8 protein-coding genes are annotated in these 15,068 nt (G+C 53.8%); all 8 read right to left on the bottom strand.

All coding sequences use genetic code 11. From position 1 onward, the window contains the following. Positions 1-94 precede the first annotated feature (94 nt). Positions 95-1,252: a pyridoxal phosphate-dependent aminotransferase gene (locus ACYVHX_RS23195; RefSeq protein WP_460674083.1), complete on the bottom strand. Its 1,158-nt coding sequence runs from the start codon at positions 1,250-1,252 to the stop codon at positions 95-97. A 203-nt stretch (positions 1,253-1,455) separates the two neighbouring features. Continuing rightward, a complete protein-coding gene (locus ACYVHX_RS23190; RefSeq protein WP_460674082.1) occupies positions 1,456-4,119 on the bottom strand; it encodes an ABC transporter permease in 2,664 nt (887 codons plus the stop codon). A gap of 91 nt (positions 4,120-4,210) precedes the next feature. Then, positions 4,211-6,847: an ABC transporter permease gene (locus ACYVHX_RS23185; protein ID WP_460674081.1), complete on the bottom strand. Its 2,637-nt coding sequence runs from the start codon at positions 6,845-6,847 to the stop codon at positions 4,211-4,213. 120 nt (positions 6,848-6,967) lie between these two features. After that, entirely contained in the window at positions 6,968-9,586 is a 2,619-nt protein-coding gene (locus tag ACYVHX_RS23180) for an ABC transporter permease (RefSeq protein WP_460674080.1), read from the bottom strand. Between the two features lie 111 nt (positions 9,587-9,697). Further along, entirely contained in the window at positions 9,698-12,280 is a 2,583-nt protein-coding gene (locus ACYVHX_RS23175; RefSeq protein ID WP_460674079.1) for an ABC transporter permease, read from the bottom strand. Between the two features lie 87 nt (positions 12,281-12,367). Continuing rightward, positions 12,368-12,706: a PadR family transcriptional regulator gene (locus ACYVHX_RS23170; protein WP_460674078.1), complete on the bottom strand. Its 339-nt coding sequence runs from the start codon at positions 12,704-12,706 to the stop codon at positions 12,368-12,370. 155 nt (positions 12,707-12,861) lie between these two features. Further along, positions 12,862-13,560 carry a hypothetical protein gene (locus ACYVHX_RS23165; protein WP_460674077.1) on the bottom strand — a complete coding sequence of 233 codons (699 nt, stop codon included), beginning with the start codon at positions 13,558-13,560 and terminating at the stop codon, positions 12,862-12,864. A gap of 300 nt (positions 13,561-13,860) precedes the next feature. Then, positions 13,861-14,571, bottom strand: coding sequence for a hypothetical protein (locus ACYVHX_RS23160; protein WP_460674076.1), 711 nt, complete (start codon positions 14,569-14,571; stop codon positions 13,861-13,863). Between the last annotated feature and the right edge of the window lie 497 nt (positions 14,572-15,068).

Raw genomic sequence — 15,068 nt, 5'->3', positions numbered from 1 at the left:
TTCTCCGTTAGGCTCTTCTCTGCTTAACTCCGCGAACCAGTTCGTCTGGACTATTTCGCGGAGTTAAGCGGAAAACTAGAGAGTTGAGCGGAAGTTATTTTGAAATTCGGTGTACCGCTTCCCAGATCCGTTCTTTCGGCATGCAGAGCGACAGGCGAATGTAGCGGCTGCCTTTCGGTCCGAAAATAAAACCGGGTGCAATGAAAATGTGCTTTTTATAGAGCAAATCGTCCACCAGTTCTTCGGCCGACTTAATTTCTTCCGGCAGTTTGGCCCAGAAAAACATGCCTTCCTGATCGTCGGCGTAGGTACAATCCAGCGCGTCCAGAAAAGCCATGGCTGCCTCCAGACGTCCCTGATAAACCGCATTTCGCGCCTGATGCCAGGCATCCGGGTTGGTCAGCGCTTCGGCAGCCGCGTCCATGACGGGCTTGAACATCCCCGAATCGACATTGCTCTTGATGGACAAAACCGCATCGACGTACGGTTTCGACGACGCCAGCCAGCCAACCCGCCAGCCCGCCATGTTGTGCGACTTGCTCATCGAGTTCAACTCAATCGCTACGTCCTTAGCGCCGTCGATGGAAAGCAGACTCAGGGGCGGTTTTTTGTTTAGAATCAGGCTGTACGGATTATCATGACAAAGCAGAATCCGGTGGTCATTTGCAAACCGGACGGCTTTTTCAAACAGGTCCCGTGTGGCCGGAGCGCCCGTCGGCATGTGGGGGTAATTGAGCCAGATGATTTTCGTTTTATCGGACACCAATCCGTTCATAGCCTGCCAGTCCGGTTGCCAGCCCTGCTGTTCCAGCAAGGGGTATTCGTTCACCTGCGCACCGACCATTTTGCTCACGGCCCGGTACGCCGGATAGCCCAGTTCGGGCACCAACACCTCGTCGCCATCGTTCAGAAACGTCAGCGAAATGTGCGTGATACCTTCTTTTGAACCCAAAAGGGGCAAAACTTCCGTCTCGGGATCAAGCGAAACCTGGTACGTATGGGCGTAATAACCGGCGATGGCGTTTCGCAAACCGGGGGTGCCTTTATACGGCTGATACCCGTGGGCGTTGGCTTGCTGGGCGGATTGAGAAAGTACCTGAAGCGTATTATCAGACGGCATCATGTCGGGATTCCCGATGCCCATGTTAATTACGTCATGCCCGGCCGCCAGCAGTTTTCGCACCTCGGCCAGCTTGACCGAAAAATAGTACTCCTGCGTTTGCCCGGCCCGGTGAGCTACTGGAATAATCACTTGAACTGGATTTAAAATGATCAGAGCCGCAAAAGTACGAATTTGTCGCATCTGAACCCGGATTCCGCAGATTAAACGTCTTGAACCTGAATTCCGCAAATTCAACGATTAGCCAGGATGGCTACCGCAATCTTTTATATCCTGGTTAATCCCTTAATCTGCGGAATCCGAGTTCAAGACGTTCAGACAATACCGTTCAGAAACTATTCACTCCGCAAACTCTTCACAGGATTGGCCAAAGCCGCCCGAATGCTTTGGAAACTGATCGTCAGCAGGGAAATGAAAACCGCCAGGAGTCCGGCCAGCGCGAAAACCCACCACTCGATGTCAACTTTATAGGCAAAATCTTTCAGCCACTCCCTCATGGCCCACCAGGCAACGGGCGCAGCCAGCAACAGCGAAATGAACACCAGTTTAAGGAAGTCTTTTGACAAGAGGGTGACAATTCCGGCGACCGACGCACCCAGCACCTTCCGAATGCTGATTTCCTTGGTCCGCTGCTCGGCCGTGAACGTCGCCAGCCCGAACAGACCCATGCAGGAAATCAGGATGGCAACGGCCGTCGCGGTATTGACCAACCGGCTCGTTTTCTGTTCTTTTTCGTACAGACTCGCAATCCGGTCGTCCAGAAAATCGTAGTCAAATTTTTTGTCGGGGTGCACAGCTTTCCATTGTTGCTCGATGCGAGCCAGCGTCGTTTTTACGTCATCGACATTCCGACCGGCCAGCTTGACCCCAATGTTGCGGGCCTGGGGCAAGTTCCCGATGAACGCCGGATCAATTTTGGAATGAAACGACTGTTCGTGAAAATCATCCACGACGCCGACGATCGGGTATTTTTTTCCGTCAAAATCCAGAAACTGGTTCAGCGCATCCGCCGGTTTTCGGAAACCGAGCCGGTTGGCAAACGTCGCATTGATGACCAGCTCCCGCAGCGAATCGCTTTTCTGGTAGTTGCGTCCGGCCAATAAACGAAGGTCGTACAGCGGAATGAAATTCTCGTCGCCCACTTTCGCCGAAACGTCCAGCTCGATTTCCTTCTTGCCGTAATACTTCATTTTGGTCATCATGTAACTCATGCCCATGGGCGGAAACCACTGCTTCGATACCCGTTCGACGCCGGAGAGCGCTTTGATTTTTTCGACCAGCACGTCGGTTTTGCCCGCCCGGCCCGACTTGACCTCGATGATCGCATCGGTGGAAAAACCCAGGTCCTTGTTTCTGATGTAATTCAGCTGCCGTTCGACAATCAGTGTGCCGATGATGAAGATCAGCGAAACTGTAAACTGGAAGACAATCAGACCTTTGCGCAAATACCCTTTCTGTCCGCCCTTCAGCGCGCTTTGCCCTTTGAGCGTCAGGGCGGGTTGGTAGGACGACAGCACCAGAGAAGGGTAAAAACCGGCCAGCAAAGCCGTCACAACGGCCACGACGCCCAGAAAAAGCAGCGTTTGCAGGCTCAGCAAATCGAACGTCAGCCCTTTAGGCGTCAGGGATTGAAACGCCGAAAGAATCGGCTTGACCAGCACCAATGCCGTGAAAACCGCCACCAGCGTCAGCAGGGCGGTTTCGCTCAAGAACTGAACAATCAGGCTTTTCCGGCTGCTGCCCAGCACTTTCCGAACCCCCACTTCTTTCGAACGCTGAACGGATTGGGCCGTCGATAAATTGATGAAATTAATGGCGGCAATCAGCAGGATAAAAACCGCCACGCCCATCATCCCGTACAGGGTGGGCAGGTGGGCCTTTCGGGAATAATTATCGACAAAATCTGCATTGAAATGCAGATCCGACAGCGGTTGCAGGCCCGGCCAGAACTTGAACTCTTTCTGGAAATGTTTCCGGGAAAATTGCAGGAAAGCGCTATCAAATTGCGCCGGTTTGGCCCCTTCCGGCAACTTGACAAAAGCCTGCGAGGACGACCAGATGTCCTCCCACTGATCCAGATCGATGCTCCGTTTCATTTGGCTCGTGCGGACCGTTGCCAACGAAATAAAATCCGTAAATGTAAAATCAGTCGGTTTTCCCCAATCCTTTACGATCCCGGCGACATTGACCCGCACCGAATCCCAGTAAATAACCTGCTTGCCCAGCATTTGCTCAAGCGGCAGATCGCCAAAATATTTCCGGGCTTTCTTCTCCGACAACACCAGCTGGAACGGTTCCCGCAGGGCGGTTTTCGGATCACCCGCCAGCCATTGATACTGGAAAATGTCGAAATACTGCGGATCGGCCACGATGATTTCGGCATTGTCGAGGCTGTGGTCCCGGGGCTCAAACGTTTTCGGTTTTTCCGTTCCGTTCGGAATCTGCACCGCCGACTCAATGTTGTGAAAAGCCGCCACCGTTCCCAGCCCGGCCACTTCCTGCCGGATTGCCGCCGGAACCGCATTCGGAATAAAACCCGCCGGATGCGCATCCGCCCGGGGATTAAACTTTTCGGTGCCGATCAGGCGGTAAATCCGCTCCCGATCCGGATGAAACGTATCGTAGCTCAACTCATAATTCGTGATGAGGTAAATCACCAGACAGGCAGTTACCCCCAGACTCAGCCCCAACAGGTTGATCAGCGCGCTAACCTTGTGTTTGGCCAGGGTGCGAAAGGATGTTCTGAAATACGTACGGATCATGACAGGATGCAAAAGAAAAGGGTTTGAATACGAATTTTCGTGACGTTTCAGGGCAAACGGCCTCAGAAACCGGAACACATTCCGGACAAACCGGCGATTGGCTTCGGCAACACCCGCCCGCGTCACATCCCGGCCGTACCGCTCGTACAAATCGCCCTGCACCTCCTCCAGCAAGTGGGGAGCGCAGACGGATTCCAGCAGTCGATCGGCCCAGCGGGGCGGTTTGTGGTGCTCCATGATTTTGGAGAATGATGCGTGATGAATGATGAATTGAATGCGTTAGCTAACCACCCGGGCGGCCCCGTCCTACCTCATCATTTAGCATTCATCATTCGGAACGCAGAGACTTCACCGGGTTCATGAGTGCGGCTTTGATGCTTTGGAAACTGATCGTCAGCAGGGCAATGCCGACGGCCAGAAAACCGGCCAGCGCGAAAATCCACCACTCCATATCAATTCGGTACACGTACGATTGCAGCCACTGACGCATGGCCAGCCAGGCAACGGGCGAGGAAAGGACGATGGCGACCAGCACCAGCTTCAGAAAATCCCGCGAAAGCAGCCCCACAATGCTCGGCACCGACGCGCCCAGCACCTTGCGAACACCAATCTCCTTCGTGCGCTGCTCGGCCGTAAAAGCCGCCAGCCCGAACAGGCCCAGACACGATATAAAAATGGCCAGAAAGGCAAAGTAATTGGCCAGCGTTCCGACAACGGTTTCGCTGCGGTACAGCGCCTGAAACGACTCATCGGCAAAGGTGTAGCGAAACGGAAACTGCGGATTTAGCTGGCGCGCCACCGCTTCCAGACCCGCCATCGCCGGCTTGATCTGGCCCGGCTGAATGCGGACAATGATCATTTTCTGGTGGGCTCCCCGCTCCAGTTTGGCAATCAGCGGTTCAATGGCCAGGTGCATCGAACTCTGGTGGTAATCGGTGATAACCCCGATAATCGTCCCGGTTTTGCCCCACATCGTCAGCGGTTTTCCAATCGGGTCTTTGTAGCCAATCCGGCGGGCTGCGGTTTCGTTGATGAGGAAATTGGTCGAATCGGCCCCAAAATCTTTCGAGAAATCCCGGCCGCTTACCTTGATTTTCAGGGTTTTGGCGAAATCGTAATCCACTTTGGTAAATTGAAAATGAATATTCGTGCTCGGGTCTTTGCCAGGCCACTGAACGTTGCTCGTGCTGCCAAAACCGTTGGTGGGCGTTCCGTCCATGAACGTAACAGCCTCCACACCCGGTTTTTGCAACAGTTCCTGTTTGAAGGTTTCGTATTTCCCGGCCAGCTCACCCTCCGACGAAATGTAAACCATCCCCTCCCGGTCAAACCCCAGGTTTTTGGTCTGAATGAAATCGATTTGCCGGTAGACGACGATGGTGCCGATGATCAGCAGCATCGACAGCGTAAACTGAAAAACCACCAGCCCCTGCCGGAAAAGCCGCGCCCCGGACCCAAACCGCACGCTCCCTTTCAGCACCCGAATCGGGTTCAGCGACGACAAAAACAGCGCTGGATAACTGCCGGCCACCAGACCGGTAACGAAGGTCATGCCCAGCAGCATGAGCCAGAAGGACGCGCTGGTCAGCTGAAACGTGATGTGCTTTTCGGTCAGGCCGTTAAAGGTCGGCAGCAACGCCCAGACCAGAACCAGCGCAATGCCGAGCGCCAGCGTGGTCAACACCAGCGCTTCGCCAATAAACTGACCGATCAGCCAGTTGCGCCCGGCCCCCACCACCTTCCGCACTCCCACCTCACGCGCCCGTTTGACGGACCGGGCCGTGGCCAGGTTCATGAAGTTGATGCAGGCAATCAGGAGAATAAAAACCGCCACGATGCCAAACAGCCGGACGTATTCGATGCGCCCGCCGTTCGGGTAGCCATCCTTGAAATTGGAATACAGGTAAGCGTCCTGAAAAGGATGCAGAAACAACTGAATGTCATAGCCTTTCGCCTGCATATTGGGCTTGTACTTTTTCAGGAAAGACTGCATCTTCGCTTCCAGCCGCGCGGGGTCGGCCGAAACCCCGTTGCGGTCGGTTTGCAGCATAATGCGGGTCTGGGGTACGCTGTTGCCCCAGTCTTTCAACCACTCGTTGCGATTCAGCATGTCCGTCCAGCTCAGCAGGTAATCGTAGGTCTCCGAGCTGGCAGTCGGCAGGTCCTCAAAAACCGCACTGACCTGGTAATCATCCTTGTTAGCGATCCGGATGCTCTGGCCCACTGCCGCCTGGACGCTGCCAAAATAATTCTGGGCCAGCTTCCGCGAGATAGCGATTTTGTTTGGCGCATCCAGGGCATTTTCGGCTGTACCGGCCAGCAGCGGAATGGTGTACATCCGGAACCAGTCGGCTCCGGCGGCCCGGCCTTTTTCCTTATTCAGCTTTTCTCCCACCGAAAAGGTCCGCTCTTCTTCCCACGACAGACTGGCGGCATACGCAATTTCGGGAAACTCTTTTTTCAATTCGGCGGCCAGCAGGCCGGGTGTTCCGGGGCCGGCTTCAACCTTGCCGTCGAAGAACTGGCGCTCCATGACGTTGTAAAGCTGCGGCCCGTTGGCGTGGTGGGCATCAACGCTGAATTCGTCCTGAATCCAGAGTCCAATCAGCAGGCTACAGGCCATGCCGAGGGCCAGGCCCAGGATGTTGATGGCCGAAAATGATTTGTTGTGGGCGATGTTCCGCCAGGCGATTTTCAGGTAATTGCGAAGCATACTGCTGTTCATTAGAAAAGTTGTTGGATACTCAGCCGGTTGGCGTTTAAAAAAGAATGGACCGCCGGCCCGGGGTTTCAAAAAACTCAGCACTTCCCGGACGTACTGCCGCCGGGCATAGGATTTGCCAAACAGCCGCCCATTCCGCAAAAACCGCTCGTATAAATCCCCCTCCACCTCCTCCAGCAAGTGGGGAGCGCAGCAGATTTGCAGCAATCGGCGGGCCCAGCGGGGCGGCTTGTTGGGTTCCATACTCTTTAGAAAATGAGAAGGTATGAATTAGGCGGTATGAGGGGGCCGCCCGGGCGGTTGGCTGACGCGCTCTGTGTTAAACTCTTCATTCATCATTTATCATTCATCACTCTTAACTCATCACTCCGACCGCAGGGACTTCACCGGATTCACTACTGCGGCTTTGATGCTCTGAAAACTGACCGTCAGCAGGGCGATGGTTAAGGCCAGCAAACCCGCCCCGGCAAACATCCACCACTGAACCGCAATGCGGTATGCAAATCCCGCCAGCCACTGGTCCATCGCATACCAGGCCACCGGCACCGCAATGACAATGGCAATCAGAACGAGTTTGACGAAATCCTTCGCCAGCAGTTGAATAATACCCAATACACTGGCACCCAACACTTTCCGCACGCCAATCTCGCGGGTTCGAACCTGCGCCGTGTAAGCCACCAGCCCAAACAGGCCGAGGCACGAAATCAGGATGGCGATGGTGGCAAAAACCGTAAAAAGCGTGCCGGTGCGCTGCTCCCCTTTGTACAGATTATCAAACGTCTGGTCCAGAAACGCGTAGTTAAACGGATAATCCGGATTGTAACGTTTCCACAAGCGCTCGGCGGCCGCAATGGCCTCGGGGGCGTCTTTTCCCGTCGTCTTGATGTAGATCCGGCCCGCGTGCCGGGGTTCGTAATACAAAACCGAGGGTTCGATTTTCTGCTTCATGGTGGCAAAATGGAAATCCTTGACCACTCCAACGATCGTCCCCTCCCGGTCCCAGAGCTTGAAGCGTTTCCCGATGGGATCTTTGATGCGGGCGGCTTTAACGGCGGTTTCGTTCAGGATAAAATGCAGGGAATCGGCGACGCCCCCGGTAAAATTGGCGCCCTGCTGCATCGTCATTTTAAAGAAGGGCACGAATTCTTCATCGACCGCCATCGGCCGGATCATCATGGTTTCGCCGGGTTCTTTGCCGTCCCACGAATTCGACCCGGTTTGCGATCCCAGTTCCACAATGTTGTTGTTGCCGCGGGCTACGCCCACCACGCCGGGCTGTTGCAGCAAATCGGCTTTGACGGCGTCAAAATGCGGGGCCATTTCCCGTTGAAAAAAAGCAAAGACGTGCGTTTTATCGTAGCCCAAATCTTTGGAACGAATGTAATCCAGCTGGTTGCTGATGATCAACGTTCCGGAAATCAGGATAACCGTAACCGCAAATTGCGTGATTACCAGCATTTTCCGAAAAACCGCATCCGTCAGCCGCGCCGACACCTTGCCTTTCAGGACTTTCAGGGGTTCGAACGACGAGAGCAGCAGGGCGGGATAAATGCTCGATGCCAGCAGGGTGCCGGCAATGGTGAAACCGATCACCAGCCAGATGTGGGCGTCCGTGAAATCGATGGTGAGTTCTTTGCCCGTAAGCTGGTTATAAAACGGCATCAGCGTGCTCATCAATCCAATTGCCAGGCCCGCCGACAAGGTGAATAACAGCGCGGTTTCGACGATAAACTGGAGAAACAACTGCCTTTTGGCCGCGCCCACAATTTTTCGCATGCTCACCTCCTTGGCCCGCAACATGGACCGGGCCGTGGAAAGATTCACGTAATTGATGCAGGCAATGCCCAGAATCAATACGGCAATAATGACGAACATCCGCACGGTTTCCATACCGCCCTCGCTGCCGTCGGCCCGGTACAGGTGCATATTGGGCAATGCCTGCAACAAATAGGTCAGGTCAGTATCGTCCGGTTTGTTGCGGAGGTGAATCGTGCGCAGTTTGGTGGCCAAGGCTTCGGTATTAACCCCCGGTTGCAGTTGTAAATACGTGGCGTAGGCAAATTCGTGGAAGTCATTATCCTGGTTCCGGCCATCCTGGCGATTCGCGTATATGGTTTTGAACCACTTTGAAATCGGGATAAACAGGTCGCCGGTGATGCTGGAATTTTTCGGAAAATCCCGAACGATGCCGCTCACCGTGAAGCTCGTTTTTCCGTCGGCCGTAATGACTTTACCAATCGGCTCGTCCTCGCCGAAATACCGTTTGGCGGTGGTTTCGGTCAACACCACGGAATGGTCGCCCGGAAACGGATTGGCCGGATTGCCTTTGATCAGGTTAAAATCAAAAACCGTAAACAAGGTGGGATCGGCAAAAACCGCCTTTTCTTCCACAAACGTCCGATCCCGGTATTTATACAGGGTGTACAAGCCGCCGTCGCTGATCCGAACCGCGTCTTTCACGTCGGCAACTTCCCGTTTTGCCATTTCGGCAATGGGGGCTACGGTGGTGGTCCAGATCTGCTGACTGGTGCCGGTGCCCACCTGGTTTTCGAGCCGGTAAATCTGGCTGGCTTTCGCGTGAAACCGGTCAAAACTCAGTTCGTCCTGCACCCACAACAGGATCAGCATCCCGACGGCCAGCCCCACGGTCAGGCCCGCCATGTTGATCAGGGAGTAAAACCGGTTTTTCAGTAACGTTCGCCAGGCGGTTTTGAAATAGTTACGAATCATAGCTGGTTGTAATAAATACGTTGACGGCTGGGAGGACGCTTGTCGCTTGGAAAAAACCGGTCCGCCCACCCGGGGCTTCAGAAAACTCAGCACTTCCCGGACGTACTGCCGCCGGGCATAGGATTTGCCAAACAGCCGCCCATTCCGCAAAAACCGCTCGTGCAGATCGCCCTCCACCTCCTCCAGCAAGTGGGGAGCGCAGCAGATTTCCAGCAATCGGCGGGCCCAGCGGGGCGGCTTGTGGGGTTCCATAACTTTTGAAGAATGTTGAATGAGAAGTGATGAGTTGGCTGACACGCCTTGTGTTAAACCCTTCATTCATCACTCATCATTTATAATTCATCATTCATCACTCTTAACTCATCACTCCGACCGCAGGGACTTCACCGGATTCACCAGCGCGGCTTTAATGCTCTGGTAACTGACGGTCAGGGCCGCAATGGCGAAGGTGATCAGAATGGCGACCAGGAAAATCGACGGTCCGATCTCAATGTGGTATGCGTATTCCCGGAGCCAGAGATCCATCCCATACCAGGCCACCGGAGCCGCCACGACGAACGCAATCAGCATCAGCCAGACAAATTCTTTCGAGAACAACACCACAATGCTTTCCACCGAGGCCCCCAGCACCTTCCGGATGCCCACCTCCTTGGTCCGCTGCACGGCCATCAGCGACACCAGCCCGAACAAGCCCAAACCGCCGATGACAATGGCAATACCCGAAAATAACCGGAAGGCGTTGTACATTTTTTCCTCCTGCGTGTAGAGCTTCGCAATGTGCTCATCGACAAATTCGTACGTAAACAGGTAATCCGGATTCAGTTCCGTCCAGTCTTTTTCGATGGTCGCCAGCGTTTCGCGAACGTTTTGCGGCCGGAGTTTCACGCTCGTCTGCCGAAAAGCCCGCGATTCGTAAAACAGGGCACAGGCCCGAATTTTGCCGTGCTTGGATTCGCTCTGAAAATCCCGCACCACGCCCCGAATCAGGGCCGGACCGCCCGCCAGCCGCAGCCGTTTGCCGATGGCGTCGGTTTCTTTCTGAATGCCCAGCCGGTGAATCAGCGTCTGGTTGACAACCACACTCCGAACCGTGTCGGTTTCAGCGGTTTTGACGACTGGATCCCCCGCCAGCATCGTCAGACCATACATCGGAATGTAATTCTCATCGACCATTTTCACCTCCACGACGTCGTTCTCCATCATGCCAAAGTCCGGTGCCGAAAAAGGCGCAAAATTGCGGTTAAAGGCGGGACCCGCCGACGCAAAACTGAATTGCGCAACGCCCGGATTGTTCTGCAATTTCTGCCGCAGCACATCGGCTTTTTCACCGGTTCCGAACGAAACGATGGCTTCTTTGTCGAAACCCATATTCTGATTCTGGAAAAAATCCATCTGGTAAGCCACCACCAGCGTTCCGATGATGAGTACCTGCGTAATCGCAAACTGCATAATCACCAGGCTTTTGCGAACCGCCATGCCGCCAAAGGTGCCTTCCGTAGTGCGGGATTTGAGCGCCCGGATGGGCTGGAAACCCGACTGGATAAAAGCCGGATACAAACCCGCCAGCAAGATGGTGCCCAGCAAAATGCCCGCGATGGCCGCCAGAACCGGCCATTGAATAAGCTGTTCAGCGTCGATTCGAATGTCCAGCAGGGGTTTGGTTAGCGGCAGAAACGCCCAGACCGCCCCCAGGGCCACCACCGCAGCCAGCGTTACCAGCAGGGTGGTTTCGCCCAGCACCTGCCCCACCAACTGCCGCCGGAAAGCCCCCAGCGCCTTGCGAATGCCGACTTCCTTCGACCGCCGAACCGCCTGGGCCGTGGCCAGGTTGACAAAGTTGATGCAGGCCGTCAGGATGATAAAAACCGCTACACCCGCCAGTCCGTAGATGGTTTCTTTGGAGCGCGGCATGGTAATTTGCGTTCCGAACCGTTTGTCAAAGTGAATTTCCAGCAGCGGCTGCAGCAGCAGATCGCCCCAATCGCCTTCAAACTGGTCCGCCCAGTTCTTTTTCATGAAAGCCGGTAAGCGGGCTTCCACGCGCTTCGGAGAGAGGTTTTGGGGCAACACCACGTACAGATAACCGCCCTGAATGGACCAGAAATCCCGGAGGTTTACCTCCTTGCGAATGGTTTCCCAGGACACCAGAAAATTGAAATTCAGGTGCGTATTGGCCGGCAAATCCCGGATAATACCGGTGACCCGCAGGTCGCGCTGATTATCCATCCGGATGGTCTGACCCATTGCGCTCTGGTCACCAAAATATTTCCGGGCCATCTGCTCGGTCAAAACCACCGTATTAGGCTCGGTCAGGGCGGTTTTCGGATTGCCCGTCAGCCACGTAAAATCAAAGACCTGCGGAAAAGCCGCGTCGGCGAACGCATAATGCTCTTCCAGAAACCGCTTCTTGCCGATCTCAATCTGGGTTTCGTGCTGGTAAAAATACTGGGAAACCTGCTCTGCTTCCGGAAAATCGGTGCGAAAAGCCGGCGCTACGGAAAACGACACACTGGGGTTGTAATCAAGGCCGTGGACCACCATTCGGTACGTGCGATTGGCTTTTTGGTGAAAAGCATCGTACGACAGTTCGTTGCGAACCACCAGAAAAATGATGATACAGGCCGCCAGCCCCAGTGCCAGCCCGAAAACGTTGATGAACGCGTAACTTTTTTGTTGCAGTAAAGTCCGGTAGGCAATCGTGAAATAGTTGCGTAACATGGCGGTCCAGCTCGGGTTTTTAAAAGGATCGGGTTTTCGTTTCAAGAACTGGGGTTGCAGAAACTTCAGCACCTCCCAGACGTATTGCTGACGGGCGTAGGCGGTTCCGAAAAGGCGGGCCCGGCGGTCAAATCGTTCGTATAAATCGCCCTGTATCTCCTCGACCAGATTCGGAGCGCAAAACCATTCCAGCAACCGGTCGGCCCAACGGGGCGGGGACTCTTTCATATTTTCGAATAGACAATTAAGAATGAATAATTACCTGTCTACCAGATTTTTACAAACATTACATTCATTATTAATTATGCATTCAGCCTATAAACTAACCGCGGGTAAGCCATTCGGCGCAATCGAATCCCAGAGCTGTTCGCGGACGGACCGGATGTCGTGGAGCGTGCGGCTGCCCAAAACCGTCACCGAAAACAGCCGCTTGCGCCGTCCACCGCGCTCCGCCGTGGCTTCGCCCAGGTGCGATTTCAGCATTCCCTTCTCTTCGAGCCGGTGCAAAGCCGCATGAACCGCGCTGATGCTGACGGCCCGGCCCGTTTGCCGGTCCAGTTCGTCGGTGATCGCAACGCCGTAGGCACTGTCGCCCAAAACCGCCACGGTGAGCAGTACCACCTCTTCAAACTCACCTAAATACGATCGTCTCATGGCCAGGAGATATAATTAACTTCTGTAGAACAAATCTTCTGCCAGAAACAAAAAACGGCCTGTGAAGGCCGTATGAGCAACTTTTCAGAAAACCGCTGTCCGAATTCGTACAGTTTGAATGTCCGAACCCGAACAGCGTTCGACGGTTTTCCGGCTTATTTGACCGGGATTAATTCGTACTGGCGGTTTGGTTTGTCGACCGTCAGCCAGTACGCCAGTTTTTGCTCCGGACTGTTGACTTGCAGCCGGTATTTGCCGCTCAACAGATGCGTGATGTTGAAATACCGGTTGTAGCCCGCCAGATGGCTCGATTCGTTGTAGTACACCGTCCGCGCCGTTTCGTCCGTCAGCTCAATCAGCACCTTTTTCTGATTCGGATTGGAGAAATTGACGCGCAGTTTTCCCGCTTCGTTGACCAGCGTATTGGCCACAAACGACCGGTTTTCCGAAATTGACACCAGAGTGCTTTCCTCCTCCAGATGATTAACGGCCTTATAATGCACAAAACCGGCTACATTGGACGCCATCAGATCGTAGGATTTCACCTGCGAAGCGAGCAATTGACTGTTGACCACCCGGCTCAGCATTTCGTCGAACAACCGAATGTTCCGCCGGTTCAGCTTCACGTATTTGCCCAAAAGTGTCTCCTGGTAGATGGCTTCGTTCTGGGCGTTGTAAAACCGGATGACCGTGTTGCGGGTGGCGTAGTCGGTTTGAATTTTCCAGTAACTCTTGCCCGGTTCATGAACGGAACGGTAATGGGGCTGCGCGGTTGCCAGCGCACTAACCAACAGAAAAGCAACGGCCAGCAGGCGACCAGCGGTTTTGGTAATTGAGTTGAGAACGGGTTTCATGGGATTGTGCTTGTTGTTTACAGTTTGTTTAATTAGGTAGTATTTATTCAAACTTTGTAAGACAAATCTGTTGCCAGATCAAAAAACGGCCAATACATGCTGATTAGGGCCTTTTGCTAAAAACCGCCTGTCCGAAACCGTACAGAAAGTGTCCGCTGACGTACCAACTGGTAAGAATTAAGGCTTGACAAAACAGCGCAATCCGGCTCAAACCGCTAAATAGAAAGGACGGAATCCCGAAAAACCCGGACAGACCCGGTTTTAGGGCCGACGAACGCCCGCGGCCCCGCCGGGTTTCCTTCAGCGAATTGTTTTCAGTTGGTACGTCCGGGGATTATCCTGAATCAGCAGCCGGTAAGAATAGTCCTTCTGAGCGCCGGAAACTTCGAACCGGAATCGGCCTTCCGGCAACTGCGTCACATTCAGCGTTCGGCTGTAGTGCGACAAGGCCACCTTTTCCTTAAAAATATACCGGCCCTGATCATCCAGCAGGGTAACCAGCATCGGTTCTTCCAGCAGGTTCACTGCGTGAACTTTCAGTTTACCGGCATCGCTGATGGCCACATCGGAGCGCATCGGACTGATGTTCAGAGGCTCAGTAACGGGAGCTAAAAAATAGGACGTCGAAACCGGCTTCGACGAAGGGACCGAAATGACATGGTACGGAACACCGGTGCTGGCCGCCATCAACTCATGGCTTTTGACCTCCGCCGACACCAGCTGATTCGTCAGCAACCGTTGCAGCATTTCGTCGAACAGGCGGATGTTCCGATTGGTCAGCTTGACGTATCGACCGGGCAGCGTTTCCTGATAAATGGGCTCGTGGCGGTTGTTAAAAAACCGGATCAGGGTGTTCTGGCTCGAGAAGTCGGTCTGAATTTTCCAGTAAGCCTTCGATGAGTCGGTTTTCGCGTAATAGTCCGACTGGGCATGTGCCACAAAGCCGGTACCGAAAAAAAGAAAGAACAGCAGATTCCGGAGTCCGGGCCGGGTTGGAAGGAAGGTTTTCATGATGCTTGTGCTTGTTGTTTACTGGAAATAAAAGTTATTATTAATTCAATATTTGCAGAACAAATCTGGGGCCAAGGTAAAAAACCGCCTTAATTGCTTTGAAATGGGTATTGATGCGTACAAAATCCTCCTTTTTCGTCCATTTTTGGACACTGGATGTCCTGGAATGGACACCATGAGATTGGCGGTAATGAGCAGGTATTGAAAACTGTCTATAAGATGAAAAAAAACGGAACAGCGTTGCACCCAGCGGCAAAAATCCTGTTTAAATTTCCGGGCACTTTTGAAGTTTGAATTGTCAAATTCGTCCTGCCCCGCTTTCGGGTCCCAGCCGCTGGCCGGAAATGGCCCGTTTTTTCGAAAATTGAATGGAATTACGCCCTCCGGAATTTCGTACCCGGCCGAGAAGCCATAACATCACAGGGACTTTTTCTTGCTTTAATCCAATAGATTACCCACCTTTGCACTTTCGTTTGATGAACCCGGCGGCACATTCC

The sequence above is a fragment of the Larkinella ripae genome (assembly GCF_054780775.1).
This window is presented reverse-complemented; position numbering and strand designations above follow the sequence as displayed.

Bases quoted from the DNA above. Each gene is read 5' to 3' on its own strand.
- ACYVHX_RS23190 (WP_460674082.1), bottom strand. From the start codon at position 4,119: ATGGAGCACCACAAACCGCCCCGCTGGGCCGATCGACTGCTGGAATCC.
- ACYVHX_RS23160 (WP_460674076.1), bottom strand. From the start codon at position 14,571: ATGAAAACCTTCCTTCCAACCCGGCCCGGACTCCGGAATCTGCTGTTC.
- ACYVHX_RS23180 (WP_460674080.1), bottom strand. From the start codon at position 9,586: ATGGAACCCCACAAGCCGCCCCGCTGGGCCCGCCGATTGCTGGAAATC.
- ACYVHX_RS23175 (WP_460674079.1), bottom strand. From the start codon at position 12,280: ATGAAAGAGTCCCCGCCCCGTTGGGCCGACCGGTTGCTGGAATGGTTT.
- ACYVHX_RS23185 (WP_460674081.1), bottom strand. From the start codon at position 6,847: ATGGAACCCAACAAGCCGCCCCGCTGGGCCCGCCGATTGCTGCAAATC.
- ACYVHX_RS23165 (WP_460674077.1), bottom strand. From the start codon at position 13,560: ATGAAACCCGTTCTCAACTCAATTACCAAAACCGCTGGTCGCCTGCTG.
- ACYVHX_RS23170 (WP_460674078.1), bottom strand. From the start codon at position 12,706: ATGAGACGATCGTATTTAGGTGAGTTTGAAGAGGTGGTACTGCTCACC.